This window comes from Candidatus Neomarinimicrobiota bacterium, from assembly GCA_012964825.1.
Classification (GTDB): Bacteria; Fidelibacterota; Marinisomatia; order Marinisomatales; family S15-B10; genus UBA2125.
This window is the reverse complement of record DTTI01000006.1, coordinates 1-26656: the sequence shown is the minus strand read 5'-3', so window position 1 is coordinate 26656 and position 26656 is coordinate 1. Positions and strand designations below refer to the sequence as shown.

Annotated in this window: 20 protein-coding genes; 14 read left to right on the top strand and 6 right to left on the bottom strand. The window is 48.3% G+C overall.

Annotated elements, in window-relative coordinates; translation table 11 throughout:
• Nucleotides 1-71: 71 nt before the first annotated feature.
• Nucleotides 72-3131 (bottom strand): aminotransferase class III-fold pyridoxal phosphate-dependent enzyme, encoded by a 3060-nt coding sequence (locus EYO21_00500; protein ID HIB02295.1) that lies wholly within the window; start codon nucleotides 3129-3131, stop codon nucleotides 72-74.
• 69 nt (nucleotides 3132-3200) lie between these two features.
• Nucleotides 3201-4193, bottom strand: a complete 993-nt coding sequence (locus EYO21_00495) for an aldo/keto reductase (protein ID HIB02294.1) — start codon at nucleotides 4191-4193, stop codon at nucleotides 3201-3203.
• A gap of 134 nt (nucleotides 4194-4327) precedes the next feature.
• Between EYO21_00495 and polA the strand changes: the two genes are divergently transcribed.
• From polA to EYO21_00430, 13 genes are all read left to right on the top strand, one after another.
• Complete coding sequence (gene polA, locus EYO21_00490; protein HIB02293.1) at nucleotides 4328-7045, top strand: DNA polymerase I; 2718 nt, start codon at nucleotides 4328-4330, stop codon at nucleotides 7043-7045.
• 3 nt (nucleotides 7046-7048) lie between these two features.
• Entirely contained in the window at nucleotides 7049-7972 is a 924-nt protein-coding gene (locus EYO21_00485) for an ABC transporter ATP-binding protein (GenBank protein HIB02292.1), read from the top strand.
• Complete coding sequence (locus EYO21_00480) at nucleotides 7969-8721, top strand: ABC transporter permease (GenBank protein ID HIB02291.1); 753 nt, start codon at nucleotides 7969-7971, stop codon at nucleotides 8719-8721. Before EYO21_00485 ends, EYO21_00480 begins: the two co-directional genes overlap by 4 nt.
• On the top strand, nucleotides 8718-9182 hold the full coding sequence (locus tag EYO21_00475) for a hypothetical protein (protein ID HIB02290.1): 465 nt from the start codon (nucleotides 8718-8720) through the stop codon (nucleotides 9180-9182). The genes EYO21_00480 and EYO21_00475 overlap by 4 nt, the downstream gene beginning before the upstream one ends.
• Nucleotides 9172-10113, top strand: coding sequence for a hypothetical protein (locus EYO21_00470; protein ID HIB02289.1), 942 nt, complete (start codon nucleotides 9172-9174; stop codon nucleotides 10111-10113). Before EYO21_00475 ends, EYO21_00470 begins: the two co-directional genes overlap by 11 nt.
• Nucleotides 10106-11215, top strand: a complete 1110-nt coding sequence (alr, locus tag EYO21_00465) for an alanine racemase (GenBank protein ID HIB02288.1) — start codon at nucleotides 10106-10108, stop codon at nucleotides 11213-11215. Before EYO21_00470 ends, alr begins: the two co-directional genes overlap by 8 nt.
• A complete protein-coding gene (locus EYO21_00460) occupies nucleotides 11208-14027 on the top strand; it encodes a beta-N-acetylglucosaminidase (GenBank protein HIB02287.1) in 2820 nt (939 codons plus the stop codon). Before alr ends, EYO21_00460 begins: the two co-directional genes overlap by 8 nt.
• Nucleotides 13987-15429 carry a sodium:solute symporter gene (locus EYO21_00455; GenBank protein HIB02286.1) on the top strand — a complete coding sequence of 481 codons (1443 nt, stop codon included), beginning with the start codon at nucleotides 13987-13989 and terminating at the stop codon, nucleotides 15427-15429. Before EYO21_00460 ends, EYO21_00455 begins: the two co-directional genes overlap by 41 nt.
• Nucleotides 15426-16721 (top strand): DUF1343 domain-containing protein, encoded by a 1296-nt coding sequence (locus EYO21_00450; GenBank protein HIB02285.1) that lies wholly within the window; start codon nucleotides 15426-15428, stop codon nucleotides 16719-16721. The genes EYO21_00455 and EYO21_00450 overlap by 4 nt, the downstream gene beginning before the upstream one ends.
• Before the next feature lie 9 nt (nucleotides 16722-16730).
• Nucleotides 16731-18335, top strand: coding sequence for a hypothetical protein (locus EYO21_00445; protein HIB02284.1), 1605 nt, complete (start codon nucleotides 16731-16733; stop codon nucleotides 18333-18335).
• A gap of 11 nt (nucleotides 18336-18346) precedes the next feature.
• Nucleotides 18347-19633 carry an MFS transporter gene (locus EYO21_00440; protein HIB02283.1) on the top strand — a complete coding sequence of 429 codons (1287 nt, stop codon included), beginning with the start codon at nucleotides 18347-18349 and terminating at the stop codon, nucleotides 19631-19633.
• A 77-nt stretch (nucleotides 19634-19710) separates the two neighbouring features.
• The gene (locus EYO21_00435) at nucleotides 19711-20082 is read left to right on the top strand and encodes a copper chaperone (protein ID HIB02282.1); all 372 of its coding nucleotides are present in this window, start codon (nucleotides 19711-19713) and stop codon (nucleotides 20080-20082) included.
• Between the two features lie 208 nt (nucleotides 20083-20290).
• Nucleotides 20291-20689, top strand: coding sequence for an acyl-CoA thioesterase (locus tag EYO21_00430; protein ID HIB02281.1), 399 nt, complete (start codon nucleotides 20291-20293; stop codon nucleotides 20687-20689).
• Here the strand turns inward: EYO21_00430 and EYO21_00425 are convergent.
• From EYO21_00425 to EYO21_00410, 4 genes are all read right to left on the bottom strand, one after another.
• On the bottom strand, nucleotides 20686-21990 hold the full coding sequence (locus EYO21_00425) for a (Fe-S)-binding protein (protein ID HIB02280.1): 1305 nt from the start codon (nucleotides 21988-21990) through the stop codon (nucleotides 20686-20688). The two genes, EYO21_00430 and EYO21_00425, sit on opposite strands and share 4 nt — an antisense overlap.
• On the bottom strand, nucleotides 21990-23264 hold the full coding sequence (locus tag EYO21_00420; GenBank protein ID HIB02279.1) for an FAD-binding oxidoreductase: 1275 nt from the start codon (nucleotides 23262-23264) through the stop codon (nucleotides 21990-21992). Before EYO21_00420 ends, EYO21_00425 begins: the two co-directional genes overlap by 1 nt.
• Complete coding sequence (locus EYO21_00415; protein ID HIB02278.1) at nucleotides 23213-24652, bottom strand: FAD-binding protein; 1440 nt, start codon at nucleotides 24650-24652, stop codon at nucleotides 23213-23215. Before EYO21_00415 ends, EYO21_00420 begins: the two co-directional genes overlap by 52 nt.
• 75 nt (nucleotides 24653-24727) lie before the next feature.
• On the bottom strand, nucleotides 24728-24919 hold the full coding sequence (locus EYO21_00410; GenBank protein HIB02277.1) for a hypothetical protein: 192 nt from the start codon (nucleotides 24917-24919) through the stop codon (nucleotides 24728-24730).
• A 173-nt stretch (nucleotides 24920-25092) separates the two neighbouring features.
• Between EYO21_00410 and EYO21_00405 the strand changes: the two genes are divergently transcribed.
• Nucleotides 25093-26580, top strand: coding sequence for a leucyl aminopeptidase (locus EYO21_00405; protein HIB02276.1), 1488 nt, complete (start codon nucleotides 25093-25095; stop codon nucleotides 26578-26580).
• The last annotated feature ends 76 nt before the right edge of the window (nucleotides 26581-26656 follow it).

Here is a 26656-nt window from a genome sequence, read left to right as displayed (position 1 = left end):
GTCCAAAAAAGAGTCTCAGTACATAATAAAGTTACACCACGGGGAAGATAGAGTAAACGCAAAAGCAACCTTCAGGATGAATTATTGATACCAGTCATGAAAAAACTTTCATGTAAAATCTCTTTCAAAGTGTTTACCAGTGATTCCCCGTTGCTTTGGGTGAAAACCATGGGCGGCCTGATTTTCAATACATTATTTCTAGTGCCATCAGTTGAAATAAGAATTCCACGTTCCTTCATTCGTTCAACTAGGTAGTTTGCGTGCTCTGGCGCCGGTTCCAAGGAATCGCGGCCCTTCACCAGTTCCATACCGATAAAAAGCCCACTTCCTCGGACGTCGCCAATGACGGGATGTTCTTTCTGGAGGGCTGTTAGCTGGTCCAAAAGGAATTTCCCAACTTTAGCAGCATTCTCCTGAAGTTTTTCCTCCTGCATCACATCCAGGACAGCCAGTGCGGCAGCACAGGAGACAGGATTGCCGCCGTAAGTGTTAAAATATTCCATACCTGTATTAAAGGAGGCGGCAATTTTTGGGGTGGTTACCACTGCAGCGATGGGGTGGCCGTTGCCCATAGGTTTGCCCAGGGTTACAATATCCGGGACAACGGACTGAGCCTCAAATCCCCAGAAATGACTGCCCACTCGCCCGAACCCCACCACCACCTCATCGGCGATACAGACGCCGCCGGCTCCCCGGACAGTTTCGTAAACGGTGGAGAGATAATTTTCAGGTGGAATAAAAATTCCACCGCTGCTGATCATTGACTCACTAATGAAAGCAGACAACTTTTCACCCTTGTTTTTTATCTTATCCACGGCCTCTTTCACTTTATCTGCATATCGTTCTCCCAGATCTGGTTCATTGTATTTGTATTTACCCCGGTAGCCGTCAGGCATGGTGACCATCTCAACATGATCAGCCAATCCTTCACCACCGGGTCCGTCAAACTTGTAAGGACTCACATCAATAAGTGAAATGAGATGGCCGTGATAGCCCCCTTCAATGGTGATCACATTTTTTCCGCTGGTGTAGGCTTGGGCCAGCCTGAGGGCCAGATCGTTGGCTTCACTGCCGCTGTTCACAAAAAAGCAGATGGAAAGAGGGTCTGGCATGGTGTCTGCGATTCGCCCAGCCAGTTGTATAATATTTTCGTGGAGGTAGCGCGTGTTTGTATTCAAAACAGCCGCTTGTTTCTGGATTGCATCTACAACCCTGGGATGGGAATGACCAATGTGGGGGACATTGTTTACACCATCTAGGTATTTTCGCCCTGTATGATCGTAAAGATATTGTTTCCAGCCCCGGACTATTTTCAACGGTTTTCGGTAGGAAACACTGAGCATGGCACTCAGATTGGATTGTCGTGAAGTGGTGATTTCTTCCGGCAGTATTTCTTTTGCCACCGCCCCTTCACTGTTGAGATTCAACAATGCTGAGGGATCGGGGGAGATGCTGGTCCAGATCTCACGTTCTGATGACCTGGCAACGCCGGGAAAATCACCGTAATAATTCAGGCAGTCGGTAATAACCTGAAAATGAAGGTGTGGCGGCCAACCGCCATTTTCATTCTCATTGCCGATCTCTCCGATCTTTTTTCCGGCCTTGATGGTGTCGCCATTTTTCAAACTCTTCAGAACTTTATTACTCAGGTGCCCATAAAGAGTATAAAAAGTGGAAACATCGGCCGGAGAATGTTTCAAAATGACAGTTGGTCCGTAGTCCAGGTGACCGTCATTATTCTGGACTGATTGAACCACCCCCTCCAACGGGGTAGTGACCTGCGACCCCGCCGGGAGGAAGACATCGAGGCCGAGGTGAATGGTTCTCCATTCATGCCCATTGTTGTTTATAGTTTGGAATTGATCACTGGTATAGATCATTCGCGGTTCATTGTATCTGCCCAAAGCTGGGGTACCAATGAGCCGGGTGAGCGCTTCCATGTTTTCCCAGACACTGTTTGTCAGGTCCAGACTACCGATGGAAAGATCAACCACCACCATCTCGTCATCGCTGAGATCAGCATCAACTACTTTTGAAAACTGGTTCTTCTGATGATTCATCCACTTAACGAGGTGGGGAGTAGAAGGCGACGGCTCTAGTCCACAGGTGTGCCTGAAAGAAAAATGGGCAAACTCCGGTGATGTTTCCTTCAGCTTTCCAAGCAGCTGCCACGCCGATTCCTCACTGACAGAGAGGTAGTCATTCTCCGGCTCCAGTGATTTCTGGTGGGTCGCTATAATTACTGTCATGCAAGACCGCAAACAGGAGAGCGCAAACAGAACGGATATCTCCTCCTCTGTCAAAGGAAAGTTTTCATGATAAGCGCCTACAATCTCTCTGGCAGTGGCCAGCGGGTCCGGTTTGTTCAGCATGGCGTAGGCGCACGCTACTGCCGGTTCAGCAGCAAGCCAGGAGTGTACGGAATCACCCACATCGATAGCACCCACAATTTCACCGTTACCGTTAACACCGCACTCGACCAGGATATTGTGATCATTGGCGTCGTTGTATATGACACCTGTTCTGAGGTCATTTTGAATGGGAAGGAGGGCATTATTAATAATTCCCAGGAAATGGTGAATGAGATCTTTTCGTTCTCTGTCGTTGATTTCATGAATATGTTCTTGGATTAGACCGACGCCGTTCTTCATATCCCAGAACAGTTCCCTATCCATGGCCGAATGGGTGAAGTCAGACAATGAAGTAGTCACAGAGCCTAGGAACCGGCCAAAGTGACGCATCAGATGGGGTGAATGGGGGCGATAATCGGCTAGGAAAATCCCATCAACGAAAGTGAGAAGCCTGACCCTTACCTCTTCATCTTCACAATTTTGGACATGACTCATAAGACCACCGTTATTGTCATGCTGAGGCTGGGGCCATTGCCACTGGTTGCTGCTGGAGGAGAGATGAGTGAGCAACTGGTTCTGAAAATCGATCACCTCGTCACTGTCGGCAGGGTTGCACACTTTCAGAACATATTTCTGATCTCCTTCACATGTAATAAGAAAGTTTCGGTCACGCTCGCCGGCAAGTTCCGCAGCTAATCCCTTAATACCGAAAACGGAATAGGTAGCACGGCGGGCATCGTCAACGGAAAAAGTGGGGCGGGGGAAACGATCGATCTTCATAAACTGATTAATTTATAAATAAAACCAGAACACATGAAAAATGAGGCCCCTCAAGGACGACCTGACTGATTACCTCACGCCGTAGTTGTTTTCCGTGGCCTCTTCGTTCCGATCAGTGGCTGGTGATGGTTTAGGTGAAAGAGCTGATATTTCGGCTCGGAGTTCATCAGTCATATTAATCTCGACTGATTGAAGGGACAATTCCAGCTGTTCGGCATTTCTACCACCTATAATGGGTGCTGTAATAGCTTCGTGGGCACCGACCCACGCTACAGCCAGAGATATGGATGAGACACCCTGTCGTTTTGAGAAGTCAGCAAAGGACTCAGCCACGCTATACACTTGTGGATCACCATAACGCTCCTCATACATTTTGTTCTCTAGGAGACGTCCTTCATGGGGTTTTTGACCTTTGGCATATTTGCCAGTCAATAGTCCACCCCCCAGTGGAGAATAGCTGATGACACCCACATTTTCAGAATGGGCCATGGGAAGTATCTCCACTTCAGCTTGCCGCTTCACAAGATTATACATGGGTTGAATACACTCGAACCTGTTCCAACCGCGTCTGGCTGAAATTCCCAACGCCTTGGTCACTTGCCAGGCTGCAAAGTTACTGGCACCCAGATACAGCACTTTACCATCTCGGACGATATCATCCAGTGCCCGGAGAGTTTCTTCCAGCGGTGTGAGATCATCAAAACGGTGAATGAAATAAACATCAATGTAGTCTGTGCCAAGGCGTTGGAGGCTTGCTTCCAGTGCGGCCTTCATATGTTTTCGAGTAGCACCCCGGGCATTCACATCTTCGTCGGTGGGGAAATAAACTTTACTCGTAATGACTACCTCGTCCCTGCAGTCGGCCATCAGTTTGCCCAGAATCTCTTCGGAGCGTCCTTTCTCATAAACATTGGCACAATCAAAAAAGTTAATTCCCGCATCCCGACATCGGTCGAACATTTTTCCCGACTCCTTCTCATCAGCGGGACCGCCGAAGGTCATAGTTCCAAGACACAGTTGAGAGACCTCAACACCTGTATTGCCTAATAGTCTGTATTCCATCGGTTTGCTTGTCCTTTATAATATTGATGACGATTTTAAGCGAAGTGACAGGTGTTAGGCTACTGATTAATTGACATTTGGTGTTTTCCTAGAATTCAATTGATGCCTGCCGTTCACCCGTGATAACTTTCCCCGTGCCTTCCCCCACCAAGAAGAGGCTCTTTCTCATTGATGGTTACGCCATGGTTTACCGTGCCCATTTTGCCATGATTCGAAGCCCTCTAATAACTTCCGACGGAAGACACACCAGCGCCCTTTTTGGTTTTATCAATTCTGTTTTCAAACTATTGAGAGATGAATCGCCCGATTATCTTGCGGCTGTTTTTGATGGCAAAGAGAAAACATTTCGCCACAAGATGTATCCGGAATACAAGGCAACCCGGGAAAAGATGCCTGATGAACTTCGTGAGCAACTGCCCTCTATGTGGAACCTGGTAGAAGCCATGAACATACCCCGCTTGGAGGTTGAGGGTTACGAAGCTGACGATATTATCGGCACACTGGCACTGAAGGCGCAGGCGGAGGGTTTGGAGTGCTGTATCGTTAGCGGTGACAAGGATTTTATGCAGCTTATAACAGACCAGATTCTCATGCATGCACCGGGAAAGGGTGGCGAGTCAATTGTCTATGGTCCTCTGGAGGTGGAAGAGAAGTGGGGTGTGCCGCCGGAACGAATTGTAGATCTGCTGGGTCTTATGGGAGACAGCTCTGATAATGTGCCCGGAGTACAGGGAGTGGGTCAGAAAACGGCCGTAAAACTGTTACAGGAGTACGGTTCTTTCGAAAATATCCTTGAGCATGCGGAAGAAGTGAAAAATAAACGTGTTCGGGAAGGATTGACTCATGGTGTGGATATTGCGCACCTGTCGCGGGAACTTGTCACTCTAAAAACGGACCTTGATCTTCCCATTAAGATAGAAGAAATGAAATTGGGTCAGTTCGATTTTGAGGCCATGAATCAGCTGTTTAAGGAACTAGAGTTTTTCCGGCTCCAGAGTCAACTGGATGCTTTCAGGGGTGATGAAAATGTCAAGACTATTAAAGAGGTTGAGAAAAATTATATAACGGCAGATAGTGAAAAGGCGCTCAAAAGTATGGTCAAGAGTCTAAAAGGTTCCGACCTAATTTCCTTTGATGTGGAGTCTACCAGCACCGATCCCATGCGTGCTGAGATAGTCGGTTTCAGTTTTGCTGTTGAGCCTGACGCTGGCTGGTATTTACCCATCTTGTTTCCTAAAAAAGAGAAAACACTTTTTGGAGGTGGTGATGATCTGTCAACAGTGCTGTCTGTACTGAAGCCGATCCTAGAAGATGAATCTCTGAGAAAGTGCGGTCAGAATATTAAGTATGACATGTTGATTATGAAGCGTCATGGTATCGAACTGAAAGGAGTTCAGTTCGATACCATGATTGCAGCCCATCTCATCCGTCCGGAGGCCCGTTCCTATAAACTGGACTATCTCAGTCAGGAGCATCTCAACTACACCATGCAGCCCATTACAGATCTCATCGGCTCAGGTAAGGGACAGAAGCGTATGAATGAGGTGCCTCTTAAAGATGTTTCTTTCTATGCTACTGAAGATGCTGATGTCTGTTTTCAGCTGGTTCCGATCTTAAAACATAAACTCGAAGAAGCCTTGCTGGAAAAGTTTTACCACCAAGTGGAGGTGCCACTCCTTCCTGCTCTGGTTACTATGGAAAACGACGGCGTCTATGTGGATGAGACGCTAATGAGGGAGATGTCAAAATGGATGGAGAAACAGCTGGACACTTTTTCAACTGACATCCATAATCTTGCCGGTATAGGATTCAACATTAATTCTCCCCAGCAGCTGGCCACTGTTCTGTTTGATGAACTCTCCCTACCGGAGATTCGAAAAAGGTCAACAGATGTGAATGTTCTGGAATCACTTAAAAGCCACCATCCTCTCCCTGGGAAAATTCTTGATTACCGAAAGTTTCAGAAATTAAAGTCTACCTATGTGGATGCTATCCCTGAAATGATCCATCCTGACACCGGCCGCATCCACTCGTCATTTAACCAGACCGTCACCGCAACGGGCCGCCTTTCCAGCAGCAAACCCAACTTTCAGAATATTCCCATTCGAACAGAGGAGGGGCGGGAGATTCGAAAAGCGTTTCAGCCTCAGGAGAAGGGTTGGGCACTTTTTTCAGCAGATTATTCTCAGATCGAACTCCGTGTCATGGCACATCTCAGTGGCGACGAAATGCTGCTCAATGCTTTCAGTGAGGGCGAGGATATTCACGCCCATACTGCTTCAAATATTTATGGTGTCCCTGTAGATGCTATTTTGCCTGAAATGCGACGTACTGCCAAGATTGTCAATTTCGGCGTCATGTATGGAGCAGGTCCTTTCCGGCTTTCCCAGGAACTGGGAATTCCCATGAGTGAATCAAAAAAGATTATTGATTCATATTTTGAGCGGTATTCGGGCATTAAACAGTTCATCGATGAGACATTGGTGTTTGCCAGAAAAGAGAAGTATGTCCAGACTATGCTGGGACGGCGCCGTTACTGCCATGATATTGAAGATAGTAATCAGCGGATCCGGAGTGCATCTGAAAGGGCGACCATCAACATGCCCATCCAGGGAACTGCCGCAGAAATGATTAAATTGGCAATGATCTCTATTCACAGTCAATTAAAGAAAAAGGACTTTAAAACAAAAATGATTCTCCAAATTCACGATGAACTTCTTTTCGAAGTGCCTGATGACGAAATGGATGATGTCAGGAAACTGGTATTGTCAGAGATGGAAAATGCTCTGCCTCTGGATGTACCAGTGGTTGTGGACTGGGGTGTAGGAGAATCTTGGTATCATGCACATTGAGTTATGGAAGCTTCTGTCTCTCTGAAAAAAATTGGTAAGATCCTGAACGGCAGGTCCGTTCTTGCCGGGCTCTCTTTTGGCATTGAACGTGGTTCCATCATGGCTGTGGTAGGACCCAACGATAGTGGTAAGAGCGCTCTTTTAAAGGTTATTGCAGGCTTCTCTAAGCCCGAATACGGGTCTGTCTTCATTGACGGCAAGGATGTACAACTTCGAAGAACAGAGACGGCAAGTGTGGTTGGATATATGCCTCAGGAGGTGAACTTTGATCCTCAACTTACCATATTTGAAAATTTTCAGTTTCATGGCCGGCTCTACGGTATGCCGTCTCAACGGATGAACAATCGTATTGCTTCCCTATCAGAACGCCTCGGTTTTCGCGAGTTTATTCATGATTTTCCTCACGAACTGTCATCAGGATTTCTTCGGCGAGCGCTCCTGGCCAGAACGTTTCTCCCTGATCCTCATGTCCTTCTGCTTGAGGAACCGACCGCCTCACTGGATCTCCGCTCTCAGTACGAAGTGTGGGATTTTCTACAGGAGATGAGAGGCAGCAAAACAATTATATACACAACTCACTCCATTCGAGAAGCAGAACGTGTGCACGACAGGTTGGTCATTATGGACCACGGAAAAGTGGCTCTAGATGGTACACTTGACAGGCTACTGGAGAATGCTGGTGAACTGTTCCATTTTCAGATCCACTTTAAAAAACTGCCGAAAGAACTTTATAAAAATATGAGCAAAGTGACCACTGTGGTGAGCCCTTCCCAAATAGGGGAAGTTTTTGATTTTTATGCCAGAGAACGGAAAGTCTTTTTTGACATCATGGAACTGGCTATCCAGGAAGAACTATTGGACTATGCAGCTGATAAAGTAGGGCTCGAAACCCTGATCATGACTTCCACAGAAGAGCAGCTCCGGTGACTATTTTTTCCGCATTTTTTAATCGTAGGCTCGCCCAGCTCCGGCACAGGTGGATTGGTGAGCTTTCCCTGGCACTTCTTCTTCCAATTGGTATTTATATCACTGTCGGTTTTGGCCTTTCGGAAAGTATACCGAAGTTGCAAGATATCCCTCAACTCGGTTGGCTGATTCCCGGTGTGGTTTTGATGGTGGCTTTCGCCGGTGCTCTTATTGCTGTATTTAATGATCTTTTACGAAACCGTGGCCTGAACGGTTTTTATTGCTCAGTTTATGCCTCGCCTTACACGACCGCCTCAACTGTGATGAGTCTCATGTTTTCGATTTTGCCTGAAGGTGTTGTAAGGTCCCTTCTCGCCCTGGGTATCCTCCAGGTGCTTCTAGGATATGCCTATCCCTTTGTAGGTCAGCTTCTGTTCCTTTTTCTCATCTTCTTGGCTGTCATGTTGGGCGGTGCAGCAGGTTTAACCCTGGGGATTATTGGTGGCGATGCAGTTGCAAGCCAGATGGTAATTCTTCTTATCCTGATCGGCCTCGGCTTCTGTTCAGAATGGTTCGTTCCTGTCGATGTTTTTCCCACAGCGGTTCAGCCGTTGCTTCATTTCCTCCCCACAACTATTCTTGCTGAGTTAAGCAGGGGTCTGCTTTTAAATCAAAATTACTCCCCGGTTCTGATACTCGTTGTACTAGGTACGGTGGCTCTCTGGACCGTTTTCAACAGTTTCCTGTTCCCTCGCATTTCCTCTGAATGAAGGCCTACCTGTCCGGCGGGATGGAAAATGCCCCGGAGCTGGGCCGAGCCTGGCGAGATGAGATGACAGTCTGGCTGAAAGATAAGATCGGTCACACCGTCTTTAATCCTGTTGTGATACAAAATGAGACACTAACTGATGAAGAGTCTGAGAACTTCCGTTACTGGCGTCTTAGTAAGCGGGACCAGTTCAAATCGACTGTGAGGAAACTGATTAAGCGGGATTTGGATGCCATCGAAAACGAAATTGATTATGTTATATGTCTCTGGGACGATACTGTTCTCAAAGGAGGAGGAACCCACGGGGAGGTGACCTCAGCCCATCGTCTGAGTATTCCTGTATATCTGGTGATGAAAATTCCCTTCGATGATATCAGCTCTTGGATCCTTGGTTGCTGCGAAGGGGAATTTGACAGTTTTGAAGCTCTGAAACAGTTTCTGATGGAGAAGTATGTCGGCTGATGGCTGGGTTGTCTCCGTTGATGGTGGAGGTACCTCAACAGACGTTCTTCTTGCGAATACATCATTGGAGACCGCTTACTTAAAAAGCGGTGAAGGAACAAATCCCAATGTCTATGGCGCTGATGGCATTGATAGAGCGGAAAAGCTTATTCGAGAGGCACTTTATGAAAGAGATGTAGCTGTGGAAAATGTGGAAATATGTGTTATGGGTATGGCGGGGATAAGTCACCCAAAACACAGGCCAAGGTTGGAAGAAGCGTGTGAAGCACTTTTCCCTCAGGCGTCTTTGCTTTTTACCTCAGATGCCGAACTGGCACACCGAGCCATCTGGGGAAATGGGCCTGGCATGACACTCATTGTAGGAACTGGTTCTATCGCAATTGGAGAAGATAAGGATGGAAAATTGAGACGGGCCGGAGGGTTTGGTTTTCAAATTGGTGATGTAGGAGGCGGCTATTGGTTCGGCAAGTCCCTCCTTACCGAACTCATCGTCGCCGACCGCTCTGGTGATGAGGAAGTTGCGGAATTGAGAAAAAGGGTGACAGACCATTTCGGAGTCACCAGTTTTGAAGAGGCTCTTGAGAAAGCGTCAGGTGACGAAAGTGTGGCGACTGTGGCGGGTTTGGCACAAGAGATCCTTCAGCTGGCTGAGAGTGAAAATTCCATCGCCAATCATATTGTTGCCTTAGGTGCTGAGGGAATCCAGGAGCTGGTGGAAGAGCTGAAGGAAAAGATTGGCTTCTCCGGCGATTTGGGCCTTCACGGTTCTGTCATCACAGAATCAAAATTCTATCGATCCATGCTCATGAAGAGGTTAGGATTTGATGACTGGAGGAAGGCAGATTTTCCGGCTGTGTTCGGCGGGCTGATTACGGCTGGTGCCGCGGCAGGACTGGAAGAATTGGTTAAGCTCTCGGTTCAAAATGGCTAACCCCATTGCTGAAATACACCTCGACCGCCTTGTTCACAATTATAGGCTTATCAAGAATCGTGCTGGCAAGGCTGAAGTGTTGGCAGTTGTTAAGGCTGATGGCTATGGCCACGGCGCAGTACCTATCTCTCAGGCGCTGGAAAAAGCGGGTGTCAATTATTTTGGAGTTTTTACCATTGGTGAAGCGCTGGAGCTGAGGGAGGCTGGTATCAAGGGTGAGATTATTATGTTTGAGCGTCTTTCCAATGAGGCTGTTTCTCTTGCTGTAGAACATGCAATTACTGTCAATGTTTCATGGTTTGGAGATCTTGATTTCTTAGCGGAAAACTTTCAGAAGGGAGGACTTGTACCAAAGTATCACATTAAAGTTGACACAGGTATGACCAGGCTGGGGATACCCTATGATGAAGCTGCATCCGTTACCGCCCGGATTGTGGAAGGAACTGGCCAGAAACCTGAAGGGGTCTACACCCATCTCTCCACCTCGGACGAAGGTGATTTATCATTTGCCTATGAACAGAAAAAACTTTTCGAGGTTACCGTAAAGCAAATAAGGAAAATATGCTCGCCCGATTGGGTACATATTGCCAACAGTGGTGCACTGGTTAATATGCCGGATTCTTTCTACAATATGGTACGTGTGGGAATGCTCTTTTACGGCGCGGATCCTTCTGAGGAAATGATCAATCCACTTTCAATTGAACCAGTGATGAATTTCAAAGGGGAGATTGTTCTCGTCAGGCGCGTGGCTGCTGAAACACCAATCAGTTACGGTGCCCTTTATCGTCCGAAGACCGACATCATGCTGGCGGTGGTTCAGGTGGGCTTCGCTGACGGCATGCCGAGACCGTGGTTCGAGCGGGGTTTTGTCGGCTGGAATGGGGGGCGGTATAAAATTGCAGGTCGAATTTGCATGGATCAGTTCATGGTGGACTTCGGGGAAAGCGAACCTTCCGAAGGCGACACCGTGTTGATATGGGGTAAAGATGATGAAAATGTCATTCCAATTGAAGAAATTAGCAGAGATATAGGGCTGAATCCATACACACTTTTCACGGCCATGAGCGGCAATAGAGTTGAAAGGATATATCTGAATGAATAGTGCGAAACAACTGGTTCTGGGAATCTTGTTATTAGGCTTTTGGCACTGTACACCACCATCTCCTGATATTAAAGTAACACTTAAAGAATTATCCTTAAATGAACTTAATATTGAAGAAAAGGTCGGACAATTATTCATGGTGAGGTATACTGGTGATTATTACCGCAATGATGCCCACAGGTTCCAGAATGTGAAGCGACTTATCACTGAGCGCCACCTTGGTGGCGTTATCACTTTTGTAGGATCGGTACACGGAACGGTGGCAAACTTGAATGAATTCCAGTCCTTTTCAAAAATTCCCTTACTTGTGGCGGCCGATTTTGAGAGGGGTGTAGGTCAGAAGATTGATGGTGCTACACTTTTTCCTTCCAATATGGCCATGGCTGCCACCGGGGATCCGGAGCTCTCTTACGAGCAGGGTAAGATCACTGCTTTGGAAGCGCGTGCTCTCGGTGTCCACGTCACATTTTCACCTGTGTTGGATGTGAATAGCAATCCGCAAAATCCTATCATCAACTTCAGGTCTTATGGTGATTCGCCGGAGATCGTTTCAAAGTATGGTAATGCCTTTATCAGAGGTGCACAGGATCACGGCCTTATCGCCTGCGCCAAGCACTTCCCCGGTCACGGTAATACGGGCGTCGATTCGCACAGCACATTGCCGGTTATTACATCTGATGAGGCGACCTTCAGGAAAATCGACCTGGCACCATTCAAGGCCGCCGTCGATGCAGAAGTAGGTATGATGATGATTGCTCACATTGCAATACCCGATATGGACGAGAGTCGCTTGCCTGCAACCCTATCCTACAAACTTAACGGTCAAATACTGAGAGAAGAGTTCGGCTTCAACGGACTCATCGTGACCGATGCCATGGAGATGGGTGGCATTACGGAAGCTTTCTGGTCTGCTGAGGCGGCAATTCGAACAATTGAGGCAGGTTCTGATATCGTTTTGCTCCCTATTGAAAATGATACAGCTATTGACGGTGTCATCGAAGCTGTGCGGCGCGGACGGCTTTCTGAAGAAAGAATCAATGAATCGGTTCAGAAGATTCTTCAAGCTAAGAAAGAGTTGGGCTTGTGGGAAAAACGGACCGTTTCTGTGAAGAATGCAAGAGATGTTCTGAGTGGAAGGCAACACACCTCCTCATCAGCCAAGGCAGCGCGAAAGTCCATCACCTTGGTCAAGGATGAGAAAAATAATATTCCCATCCATGTAGGCTCCAGTAAGAAAATGAGTCATATTCTCCTTGCCACCAGTGAAGGGATGCTCTCTTTTTCGAGTCCCTTTCGATCTGCCGTTTCCAGACTTCACGGCAATGTTGATTCCCAGTTCCTCTACCAACCTCTGTCAGAAACCCAGATTTCAGAGATCGTGGCGGAGTCAGATTCTTCTGATCATATTCTCGTGTCTCTACTCATCCGCGTTGCCGAGTTTCTCGGTACGTTTACAATTGATTCAACGCATCGTGAGCTTATCACTAAACTGCAAGAGACTGGAAAACCTGTTGTGGTGGTCTCGTTTGGTTCTCCATACGTCAGTGATGTGGATGAGATTGGCAGTTACCTGGCCGGTTACGGCTACGGGTCAATCTCTATGCGGGCCATGGCTGATGCTCTCTTTGGCGCCACCAGCATTACTGGCACGCTTCCGGTGGACCTCAGTCCGTCATTGCCTCAGGGGCATGGAGTGGAAAGAAGATTCGGTGAGCCGTTGCCCATGTCATCGGAAAAGATCGATTTCAGCGCCGCCCGATCTCTACTTGAAAAAGCCTTAACCGATTCTGTTTTTCCCGGAGCCTCGACCGTTGTATTGAAGAACGGAAAAATTGTCTGGGCACATCAGACCGGTCGTCACACTTATGATCCATTGTCTGAGTCTGTATCATCTGAGACAATCTATGACCTTGCTTCACTAACAAAAGTTGTTGCCACAACGGGTGTGGCCATGAAACTGGTCGCGCAAAGGAAGCTGCCACTGGATGAGCCGGTGAAAGATTTTATCCCCGAATTCACCGGCGGAGGAAAGGAGAAAGTGACCATTAGACACCTGCTGACCCATTCCGCCGGGCTGAAGCCATTCGATGAATACCCTTTGGGCTCAACGGCTGATGTCATTCTCTCAGACATCATTCAGCGGCCACTGGTTTATGAGCCAGGGAAAGAGTACAGGTACAGCGATTTCGGTCCTATCCTTCTGGCCAAGATCTGTGAAAAAGTATCAGGCAAAGCTTTTGAAGATCTTGCCGCTAGTCACATTTTCAAACCGCTTGGCATGAAGAGTACCTTTTTCAATCCCGATTCGTCAGTTCTTGTGCGGGTGGCCCCTACGGAGATTGATGACAGGTACGGCCGGGGACTCGTCCACGGCATCGTTCATGATGAGCGAGCGTGGCAGCTGGGTGGAGTGGCTGGTCATGCGGGACTTTTTTCCACAGCCGATGATCTGGCAGCCTACGCGCAGATGATGATGGATGAAGGATTCTATGGGGGACGGCGCTATTTCAGTCGTTCGATCATCGAGGATTTCACCCGAAAACAGGAGATGCCAACCACTAGCGATAGGGCACTAGGATGGGACACACGGGCAAAGGAAGGCAGCTCGTCTGGAGATTATTTCAGCGAAAGCAGTTTTGGTCACACCGGATTTACGGGAACATCCATGTGGATCGATCCGGTCCGTCGCATCGGGGTGATTCTCCTCACGAACAGGGTGCACCCTACGAGAGAGAGGGAAGGGATTACACAGGTTCGCCGGGATTTCCACAATGCAGTCATGGAGGCGATTCTCAACAAAACGTCCTCCTGATTTTGTGCAGACTGTCGATTTTATTGTTCTTTTTGGCTATCTGACCATTGTTTCCGGAGTGGCACTCTGGGCTGGGGGCAAACAGTCCTCAGCAAAATCATATTTTCTGGCGGAGCAAAATCTACCGTGGTGGATGATTATGCTTTCGGTGGTGGCCACAGAGACGTCTGTCCTCACCTTTTTGAGCATTCCCGGTGTTGCCTACTGGGGAGACTTGGGGTTCCTTCAGCTGGCTTTGGGGTACATTGCCGGTCGATGGATCGTGGCCCGATATTTGTTGCCACTCTATTTTGAAGAGGGGTTAGAATCTACCTACGAATTTTTGCGCAACCGGTGGGGACAATCGGTCCAACGCTTCGGTTCACTGGTTTTCCAGGTAACGCGGATTCTGGCCGATGGTGTACGGCTTTTCATGACAGCCATTCCCTTGGCACTGATTACCGGTTGGTCATATGGCACCTCCATCGCAGTCATTGCGGTGTTTACGCTTGTCTACACCATTCTGGGTGGTATCCGGTCTGTGGTTTGGGCCGATTCCATTCAGTTTTTCATTTATATCATCGGTGCTTTCGTCACTATGGGCCTGTTGAGCATCTTGGTGGACGGTGGGTGGTTAACCATTTTCGCCGAAGCACGGGCTGCAGGAAAACTGGCTATTTTTCACGGCGGCGATCCGGTTACTCAGCAGTACCACTTTCTCACTGCGATAGCAGGGGGGATGTTTCTGTCGCTGGCCTCCCACGGCACGGACCACCTTATGGTTCAGCGTCTTATGGCAGCAAGAAACGCTAGGGACGGGCAGAAAGCCCTTATAGGAAGCGGTTTTATGGCTTTCTTCCAGTTCGCTCTTTTCCTTCTGGTTGGGATAGGGATATGGGTTTACTACAAAGGCGCCGACATAAACAGTAACGAAGTTTTCTCAACGTTCATTATCAATAATCTACCTGTTGGCCTTCGGGGACTCATTGTTGCTGCAATTTTTTCAGCGGCCATGTCAACATTGAGTTCGTCCATCAATGCACTGGCTTCTTCCACCATGACGGACTGGATCAAGTGGCTCATGCCTGATCTATATACACTCCGTACATCTCGCCTACTTTCACTCATCTGGACTGTTGTGCTGGCCGGCGGAGCTACACTGTTTACATCAATGGAAGGGCCTCTGGTGGAGATCGCCCTAGCAATCGCCTCCTTCACCTATGGTGGTCTGCTTGGGTTTTTTCTTTTGGGCAGAGTGAAGGCGGAGTTTCCTGCCTCATCGGTCATAACAGGTTTTGTCGCTTCCATTGCGGTCATGGTTTTCGTTGTTAGCTTTACCGCCGTGGCGTGGCCGTGGTATACACTTATCGGTCTGTCTGTTATGGTAAGCACATCTGTCACAATGCATCTCATTCAGAAATGAATCGCTTCCGGAAAATAACAATCTGTCTGTTATTGTTTGTATCTGCATTTCTTGCAGGTCAGGAGTTTGAGCATTCCAGAGTGGTTCCTGTTCCGGACATGGGCTTTTTGCCAGGCGTGTTTACAGGTCTCGATATCCTCCAGGAGATGAAGTTTGATCAACTCCGCGGCAAGCGACTGGCGGTCCTCACAAACCAGAGTGCACTGAACAGGGGTGGCAAGCATCTCCTGGACCTTCTGGCGGAAAAGAAAGATAAGTTCGATGTAAAGATAATCTTCACACCGCAATATGGTATCCTCACCGATCCAGTCCATTCCCTTAAGCCACCGCCCGACCGTATGGATCAAAGATTTGACGCCAAGATTAAACGGCTTTGGGGGCGGGAGTACAGGCCCAATGTACTTGATCTTCGGGAGGTGGATCTGGTGATTATAGACTTGCAGGACACGGGGGTGCGATTCCATACACTCATGACAACGGTCACCAAAGTGATGGAAGCGGCGGCGGAGTACGAGAAACCGGTGATCATACTGGATCGGCCAAATCCGATAAATGGGAATATCCTTGACGGGCCAGTGGTGAGGCCCCAGTTCCAGTCTTTCGTGGGTTACCATCTCGTGCCCATTCGCCACGGGATGACTGTTGGTGAGTATGCCCTTATGGTGAATGAGACTGGATGGATCCGCCAGTCCGTTACTTGTGACCTGACGGTTATTCCCATGTCCAATTGGCGCCGGGAAATGTGGATGAACGAAACGGGCCTCACCATGACACCTCTCTGGAAAGAGATTGCCGATCCGGTGACGCTGGCTGCCGCTGTCGGGACGGGCCTTTTGGAGGGGACAAACCTCTCTTTTGGTGAAGGGACGTCCGAACCCTACAGGATCGTGGGTGCACCGTGGCTGGTACCCAATCAATTGCTCATGGGGCTGAACAGAGCAGGTCTGGCCGGTGTTCGTTTCAGTGAAGTGACTTTTATGCCTGATTCTCTGTCGCCGATCGTCTCAAATCCTATCTATCGTGGTCAGGAATGTTATGGCGTTAAACTGGTTATCGAAAATCCAGACCGATTTGATTCAGTGAGAACTACCATAACGATCCTTTCCCTTACCGCTCATCTTGAACCCCGCCGATTCAAGTGGACGGGAAACAACTATGTAGATAAGCTGTACGGGCACAACTACCTTCGCATTTTCATTGCCCAGGAGAGAGACATCAGGAAGCTCCCCGCCACATGGTCCGAAGAATTGATCAGGTTTAACCAGTTTCGCCAGAAATTTCTCCTTTATTGATCCCGAAATATGAAGACCGTTAAGTCGGCGGCAACAGTGTGGATTTTATTTGCCGGGCAATTATATGGTCAGGCACACTTTACCTTGCCCAAGAATGTCTGGCGAATTTCGGTGGTGAAGGAGGCATCGTCAGAAAATTGGGTCAGTGCTGGAGGGAAGAAGGGATTGCCAGATGAATATTTTACACTGGACGGTTACGGGCTGAAGTACTTCGATCACCTAAACCCCGAATCGAAAAAAGATCTTGTGAGGCTGAACGAGCAGTATGTTAGTGCCACAGACATGACTAACAAAGTGATTGAAGAGTTCCAATTAAAACAGGCGGCAATCGGTTGGGGAGATACACTGGCTGATTTCAGCCAAAATTTTTTCGGTCCCGATTCAGTCACAATCGGCGGTTATATCAGCAACACGAAAAGGACTATGGAGAGACAACTCACCCGTATCCGTTTTGAGTACGGTCTTACAGAGCGAGTTACACTGACACTGGGAATCCCCAACTATGCCAGTGCCACGCAAACAAATGAATGGGGGTGGCGGGCAAGTCATTCCGAAAACATTGACCTAGAAGGATTTATCGATTATCACACAACCAACAAGGCGAAGTTTGAAAATTTCTTCGCCTCCCCCCAATATTACGACAGTCTCGATACCTATTTTGCCGGTAAGCTTCAGGCTGTTTACGATGCGTTCTACACCACTAATGGGGCGGCATCTGTCCTCTGGGTGCTTGAGCAGGGCCTTGACCCGTTAGGTACATCCATTACCGGCGCTCAATTCAACCCTTTTTCAAACTCTGATAAGGACACAACCAACATTGATTCTCTAATGAAATTCTACCATCCCAATCGATCCACATCGGGACTTGGAGACATTCGCTGGGGCCTCAACTTTCATCTACTTGGTTCACCGATTTGGGCCGGGGAGTCTCTCTTTTCTGTTTACGGTGGGATCGGCATGACAATCCCAACGGCGAAGCTTATCAGTAAATTTAATCCTGATAAAGTTGATGGTGACAGCGGCCGTCCAAAACAATTTTCCCAACTTCAACTGGGAGAAGGAGTTTCCGCTTTACACTTTTCACTGTTTGGGGAGTTCTACAGAACTGTCAGATCAAGGGAAGTGAAGGTCAACTGGTCAACGGCGTTCAAGTTTAATACTGAGGCCAAGTTCTGGCCGAGGGTTACACCTAGAGGCACTTTTTCGGTACAACACGATTCCATACTCTCACAAATTGGAGAAGTGTACAGATTTCACCGTGGTGATGAATTGTTTGGCTCACTGGTGGGATCGCTGGAGTTGATTCCCCGAAAGCTGAAAATTTCTGCGGGGCAGACCTGGTATCTGAAAAGGCGGGACAGTTACTATTCAAAGGATAAGCGGTGGAATGAATGGATGGCCGGGGGTACTGACTTGAGAAAGGACTACGATACGCGGAGTGTGATGATCTTTCAGGATCTTGCGCTGATTTTCCAAAACACCGATCCCATGAATCAGTTTGGTTCTACGCCGTTTGAAGCTGAACTTTCAGTAACACTACCCGTACTTACTCGGCATGCCTGGCACGCCGTGGAGATAAGGGTTTCCTTTGTGACATACTTTCAGTTCTGGTAGAGGGATAAGACTTGAAGCAGAAGAACAGAACCCAGACCATCAGCTGGTGTTTTTATGACTTCGGCAATTCCGCATTTACCACCCTTGTTGTTACGTTTATCTATTCCACCTATTTCACCCAGGCCATTGCCCCGGATGAAATTACGGGTACCTTACTTTGGTCCAGAGGTATATCCATCAGTGCAATTCTGATCGCACTCTTATCGCCCATTTTAGGGGCGATAGCTGACCAGACGGGTCTCAGGCGGCGGATGCTGATCTCCACCACACTAATTTCAGTTGCGGCAACATTTCTGCTCTATTACCCAACGGAAGGAATGATCCGCGAAGCGCTGATTCTTTTCGTCGTTGGTAATGTCTGTTTTGAACTGGGCAGTGTATTCTACAATTCTTATCTACCAGAAATTGCGCCTCAGGAAAAGGTGGGTAGAATTTCAGGATACGGCTGGAGCTTTGGCTATGTGGGAGGGTTGCTCGCCATGTTTATAGCCATGGTCGGTTTTGTTAATCCCGAAACACCTTGGTTCGGTTTGGCCCGGGATGGTGAACACATAAGGGCCACGAACATTTTGGTGGCGGGGTGGTTTGCCGTTTTCAGTCTGCCACTTTTTTTTTCCGTACGGGAAGTGCCAAAAAAAGGGAGAGGAAGCTTGGGGAAGGTCATTAATGATTCTTTCATCCAGCTGAAAGATACCTATCAGCATATTTCAAACTACCGCCAGATCGTCAGGCTCCTCATTGCACGGCTTGTTTACAATGATGGACTGGTAACAATATTTGCTTTCGGTGCCATTTATGCAGCCGGCACCTTTGATTTCACATTTGAGGAAATCATGATATTCGGCGTGGTTCTGAATGTGACCGCCGGCCTTGGTGCCTTTCTCATGGGCTTTTTTGATGATAGGCTAGGTGGAAGAAATACTATCATTGTGAGTCTTTTCGGTCTCATTGTTGCAACATTGGGTGCTGTTGCGGCGCCGAACAAAACCTTTTTCTGGGCGTCTGGAATTCTCGTGGGTATCTTTGCCGGACCTAACCAGTCTGCCAGCCGCTCGCTCATGGCTCGTTTCATACCGAAGGCAAATACCAATGAATTTTTTGGCTTTTTCGCCTTTTCCGGTAAACTGACTTCCTTCTTGGGACCGCTATTACTTGGCATCTTTACGAGTACGTTTGGTTCACAGCGGATGGGTGTGTCGGTGATACTGGTTTTTTTTGTGTTTGGGCTTTGGCTCATTTATAGAGTGGATGAGGAAGAAGGAAAGAGGCTAGCGACCATATCGACCTCGGTCAGTTGAAAAATTATATAATCTTGAAACTTTAAGAATCTGGGTTTACATTTACCAGCCTAATTAAGATTGGAGGAGATGAGACAATGAAGAGAACATCATTTTTCGCAATAATCATCATCGCTATGGTTATTCTTGTCGGTGGTACCTATGAAGCCGAGACGGTTGAAACAGCGTCCATTTCTATAGAAGGGATGCGTTGCGGTGCTTGTTGCACAAAGGTTGAGACGGCGCTAACGGGGAAGAATGGGGTAAAAACTGTATCAGTTAATCTTGAGAGTAAGTTTGCCATCGTTGAATATTATCCCGCCAAAGTTGCAAAAGCGGAGCTGGTGAAAGCTGTTGCTGACGCTGGTTTTGCGGTGAATGAGGCTGCTTGTGAATACAGCGTTGAAAAAACCAAAGCTGCCGCGGAAGGTGCCTCATGTAATCTTAAATCGAAGAAAAAAGCGATTTAGCTGCGATATTACCGTATAAGTTGTAGAAAAAGGCCGGCATTGCCGGCCTTTTTTTTGAAATTGGTATTGACACTAAATTTCTGAGAGATTAAACTTCATTAGAGTCCCGTTGGCACGGCGTGCTCTTCAGAGGAATTTAACATTTCTCGAGGGTAGGACCAGCGGGGCTCTTTTCATTTGACAAAATTATCGATCTGAGGAAGAAATTATGGAACAGGTAACAGCAAGGTACAGCCAGCTTGTTATGCCGAATGATCTGAACAACATCGGTACGCTTTTCGGTGGTAAGATGGTATCGTGGATGGACATCGCCGCGGCAAAGGCTATTCAGCGTTTTCTCCGAGGGACGGAGGCAGCAGGTGGCGTTACTAAAGCCATTGATGAAGTGGTTTTCTCCGAACCGGTATTCGGCGGAGAGTGGGTGAATTTCGATGCAACTGTCATCTCGGCGGGTACCACTTCAATAACAGTAAGGGTGAGTGTCCGGGCCGAAAACGCCGGAGGCAATGCAAGAGATGTCTGCGAAGCAATATTCACCATGGTGGCTGTGAAAAAAGGTGGCGGTGGCCGGTGGGTAAAAGTGGCCCACGGTAAATCTCTTAATTAGTTTGCTTTGGCGATAGGCTCAGTGGGGTATCCTGGTTCATTGCTGAAAACGCGATCGAGAAACTGGGCGAGATGCAGTACTTCCATTTCAATTCCTCGGCGCCTGACACCCCAGGCCAGCTGAATCTGACAACCGGGATTAGCGGTCACCAGGATATCTGCACCTGTTTTCATAACTGCGTTCATTTTCCTTTCCAGAAGATCCAGTGACATTTTCGTTTCAGTAATAGAATAGCTTCCGGCGCTGCCGCAGCAGCGGTCGGCTTCCTTAAGTGGCACCAATTCAACTCCAGGAATCTGTGAAAGTAACGATTTAGGCTCCGCCGATACACCCTGACCGTGGAGCAGGTGACACGGTTCATCATAGGCAACCTTCAACAATCGTCCGTTTGACATCTGTTTCGTCTCCATCCTGGCCAGAAACTCAGAAAGATCAAGAATCTTACCGGAAATCCCCGCTTCCCTATATTTCGAGTATGACTTTAAGTGAGCCCCGCATCCTGCCGAATTTATAATAATAAAATCACTACCTATATTTTCAAAAAGATCGACATTTGACTGTGCCAGATCAGTGGTCGTTTGTGTGTCGCCGCTGTGGGCGTGGAGGGCGCCGCAGCAGGTTTGTTTTGCCAGAATGTTTACATCAAAATTGTACCAAGTGAGAAGCCTAACCGTTGCCGCATGAACATGCGGATAAAGATGATCCATGACGCATCCTGTGAAAAGGGACACTGTCCCACTTTTTTTGCCTACCGCGGAGTAAAGTACGTCGTCATTGGTACCGAAACGCCGTGGCGGTACAGATGGTATGGACGCCTGTAAAGTTCTTACTTTTTGCGGAACCAATAAGTTGAAAGGCCGAGTTGAAAACAGTTTCCGGAGGCCTGTCTTCTGATAAACACGCGTTAGGGTAAACAGTGTCGACAGCCAGCCATGAGAAGTGAGAACTTTACTTAGCAAATGCTTTTCAAAGAATGAAGGCAGTTTTGTTTCTGCCATGGCACTTCGGGTGATCTCCATAAGGTGACCAAACTGAACGCCTGACGGACAAGCTGTTTCGCACGCTCGGCAGACAAGGCACAGTTTCATATGTTCACTAAATGCGTCATCCATGGAAGCGTTGCCGTTGAGGGCGGACGCCATTAAGTAGAGGCGGCCACGGGGAGAATCCATCTCTTTGCCGTTTTCCATGTAAGTGGGACAGGCGGGCAAACAGAATCCGCAGTGGATACATTCTTGAAGTAAACGCTTTTCGTTTTGACCAAATGCGGAGGCTAAGGGAGTAACGACAGCTTCACCCATCAGATACCTCCTACAAATGTTCCGGGGGCAAAGAGGCCTTTCGGGTCCAGATGTTTTTTCAGTTGTTTCATAAGATGAAGGGACGGGGGCGTCAGCGGCCACCGGTCTTCAGCAGAGGATACATTGCTTCCGGTAATTTCAACAGCACCATTCAACCCTGAAACCTGATCAATGAATGTCTTTCGGTCTGAGCTTTCATCGAGTTCTAGTGTGACTGAGCCGCAGGCGGGGAGAATTTTGAGTGAACAGCCTGGCATCTCTTCTGCAAGATTGCAAACAAGTTTATCAACTTTCGACTTTGGGATTGAGACTGCAGCTTCAGTGGAAGACGGGGCTGCCTCATCGTTACCGAACTGGGCGGTTTTCCAGTAGAATTGGGTATCGTCCTCGCTCGCCTTGCCCCAGCGATTTGCCGACGATTTTTCAAGGATGGAAGAGAGTACAGTTGATTGGTCTGCAACACTTTGTTCTGTTCCCATAAGTTCAATCAAAACCCACCAATGTTTCGCCTTGGCGGCCGCCCATCGACCCTTGACCACCGTTAGTGCCTCAACTTCGACTGGTGCTTTATTAATCTGCTTTGACATCCCAAGTGCTTCTTCAGGTGTTGAGAAACAGGCACGGAACGTCACCCGCTTGTCGGGTATGGGCGCCAACTTAAATGACATATTGAGCAGGATTCCTAAAGTACCCCGGGCACCGATATACAGTTTGTTCAAGTCATAGCCACTGACATTCTTTACCACATTGGCGCCTGCTTTGACGATCTTTCCCGTGCCGTTTACCACCGTTGTGGCGATGACCCAGTCTCTGGCTGTGCCGTGCCAGTGACGCCTTGGTCCGGAGCGATTGGCGCTGATGATACCGCCAACGGTGGAATTACCTTCGTCAGTAGGATCGAGGGGAATCCATTGATTTGCCTCTCTAAGTTTGGCTTGAACTTCTGAAAAGAGCATGCCGGCGGGAACGATGGCTGTCAAGTCTTCAGGTGTATGGCGGAATCCATTTGTCAATTTTTTAAGACTGATACCAATGTCAAATGTTTTTCTAGCGGTGAAGAGATCACGTCCGCCACCTAGTGGAAGGAGTGTCTTGCTTTCTTGGAGAGCCTCAGTAACCATTTTGGCAACTTCCTCCGGCGTTTTGGGAGTGGCGACCCGTTCAACAGGAATCTGACCGCTCCCACTTAGTTCGGTAGGATCGATTACTTTCGGTTCAGTAACTACAGCCATCCACCGCCGGCCACTGTTTTTCGGATTTTCGATTCGCCACATCTTGCACCGGTGGGGAAAATCTTGCTGGGGTTTAGCAGTCCCGATGGGTTGAACGCCGACCGAACGGAAAGCATCTGGGCTTCATCATCATGGTTGAACATGAACTTAAAAGCACTCAGTTTCTCCGTACCTATGCCGTGTTCGCCTGAAAGTGCTCCACCGAGATCGATACATTTTTGTAAAATTTCCCGGGAGATTTTTATAGCTGACTTCACCTGATTTTCATCATCGGGATCATACATGATAGTAGGATGAATGTTGCCGTCTCCAGCGTGGCACAGGTGCCCGATTCGAAGGCCGTGACGATTTCCTATCTCTAGATCAAACTTAAGTATTTCAGGCAACCGGGACCGCGGAACGACGCCATCATTGGTATAAAAGGCGGGGGTCACTTTCCCGATAGCGCCAATGGCCTCTTTCCTTCCGCGCCAGAGACGATCCCGCTCTTCATCGCTCTTAGCCTCTTGGAAATCAGTAGCGCCACTATCACGGCATATATTACTGATCCTGCCGGCCTGAGCTGAAAGAGTCGAAGTGAGGCCATCGATTTCTATGAGCAAGATCGCCGCCACGTTTTCAGGGAAGCCCGCTTTCAAGTGACTTTCTACCGCTTTAATCACAATATTATCAATGAGCTCTAAGGCGGCGGGGATGATGCCGGCGGCAATAATGCTGGAGACTGAATTACTGGCATCCTCCACCGATTTGTAAGAGGCAAGAAATGTCTTTACCGCCTCTGGATTTCGGATCAGTTTCACCGTTATTTCTGTGGCGATGCCAAGTGTCCCCTCAGATCCTACAAACAGTCCAACAAGATTGTAACCGGTTGAGTCTTCAGGTCGCCCGCCCAGTTTGACGACCTCCCCATCAGGCATAACCACAGTGAGGTCAAGGACATGATTGGTGGTGACACCATATTTTAGGGTGTGGGGACCACCGGCATTTTCCGCAACATTTCCACCTATGGTGCAAGCTTTCTGGCTGGACGGGTCGGGAGCGTAGTGATAGCCGTTAGGACTGGTTGTATCGGAGAGATGAAGGTTGATGACGCCAGGCTGGACAACTGCCAGTTCATCATCATAATCGATATCCAAAATTTTGTCCATTTTGGACATCTGGATGATAACACCGCCTTCAGCAGCTACCGCACCGCCGCTCAAGCCCGTTCCAGAGCCTCGGGCGAGGAACGGCGTTTCATGACGAACACAACACTTTGCAATCTCAGCTACCTCTTCAGTGGATTTGGGTAGTACCACCGCCTCGGCGCCATATTTGCTGAGCGTTAGTCCATCACATTCGTATACGAGCAGTTCAGTTGGGTGGGAGATGACACGGTCTCTGTCCAGGATCGACTCGAGATCTCTTACGAGAGATGACTTTTTTGGCATGGGCCTGCTTAGTTACACTTTGGTTAAGGCAGAAAAGTACAACCGCCGCCAAACGGACGCAATCGGTAAGGAGCGTTAGTTATCCTTCAGATCATTCACTTCGCACATAACGGCACCACAACTGCAGACGATGAGATCATTTTCCCGCATCCAGGAATAGTCCGTATAGTCCGCTGACCACGGCGTTGTGCACTTGGGACATCTGAGAATTGTGAGATTGAAGAACGGCGTGCTCTCCTCTAAAGTCTCTAAAGTAATGAATTCCATTTTTCCTCTTTCTATTAACATTGTTCCACAGTAAGCATACAAAAGGCGTATATAGTTTACACCTTGTCGACAAACGTGGCAAGAAGAATTAAAGTGTGGTTGCTTTACCCGTTCACTCATTCAAACTTAGTGGGTAATTTTGAGCAAAGAATTTTGAGAGTGGAGAAAAGCAAATGGCACAATTAACGAAAGTTCAGATTTCAAATCAGCATTGGAAAAAAGTGAAAAGTGATGCACTGGTAGTCGGGGTATTCCAAGGAGGTGCTCTTTCATCGCTGGGGAAAGATGTTAACTCTGGTTTGAAGGGAGTTATAAAAACCACCATCAAGAACAGTGATTTTAAAGGGAAATCCAACGAAGCACTCATGCTCTACACCGGCGGAGCCCACTCACGGGTGTTGCTGGTTGGCTTAGGTAAAAAGAAAGAGTTCGATCTGGAAAAATTACGACAGGCGGGTGGTACGGCAGTGAAAACACTTCAGAGTAAGGAGAAAACTTCCGCCACTGCTGAGATTCCAGGTCTGGAACTCATGGACTTTACATCAGCCGAAGCCACACAGGCGTTTGTGGAAGGGACCATTCTCGGTTCCTACAAGTTCCTCGATTATAAGACGGATGATGAGAATGGCACTGTTTTGAAGTCACTTACCGTTGTTGGTGGAGGCAGCAGAAGCGGGATGAAGCGGGGTAAGGTGGTGGGAGATGCGGTCTGTCTTGCCAGGGATCTAGCGGCCCATCCAAGCAATGTAGCCACACCGAGCAGACTGGCCAGTGAAGCCCGCAAGATCGCCCGCGCCGGCGGTATGACCTGCAAGGTGATGAACAGGGATCAGTTCACAAACCTGGGGATGGGGGCGTTTGCATCTGTGGCCCGAGGGGCTCATGAGCCGCCGAAGTTCATCTTGATGGAATACAGGGGCGGAAAAAAGGGTGATAAACCGTTTGCCTTTGTAGGGAAAGGGATCACCTTTGACACGGGTGGTATATCCATCAAACCGTCCTCAAAAATGGATGAGATGAAGTATGACATGTGCGGCGCTGCTACTGTTCTAGGCATTATGAAAGCTGTTGCAGGGCTCAAGCCCAAACGGAACATTGTGGCAGCTATTGCCGCCACGGAAAACATGCCCGGCAGCCGCGCTTCCAAACCGGGTGATATCGTGAAAGCATATAATGGAAAGACCATCGAGATACTTAACACAGATGCGGAAGGTCGCCTGGTTCTTGCCGATGCACTTGCATATGTCTCCAAACATTACGATCCGAAGTACATGGTCAACTTTGCGACCCTCACCGGTGCCGTTATTGTGGCGCTGGGACACGTCGCTTCTGGCGTCATGGGGACTGATGAAAAGCTGGTTCAATCCATTCTGAAGGCAGGTAAAATGTCCGGTGAACGGGTCTGGGAATTTCCACTGTGGGATGACTATTGCGATGATGTAAAAAGCAAAATTGCCGATGTGAAAAATTTAGGTGCCACCGGTCAAGCCGGCACCATTGCCGGCGGCGCATTCTTGAAAGCATTTGTAGGTGATACGCCCTGGGCTCATCTTGACATTGCCGGTACGGCATGGTGGGACAAGGATCGGCCGTACGTGCCATCGGGACCCTCCGGTGTGGCTGTGAGGCTCTCTCTGGAACTTTTGAATATTCTTGGGTAGAGGCTAATTTCGCCCGCAATTTTGGCGGAGTAGCTCAGTTGGTTAGAGCAGCGGAATCATAATCCGCGTGTCGGGG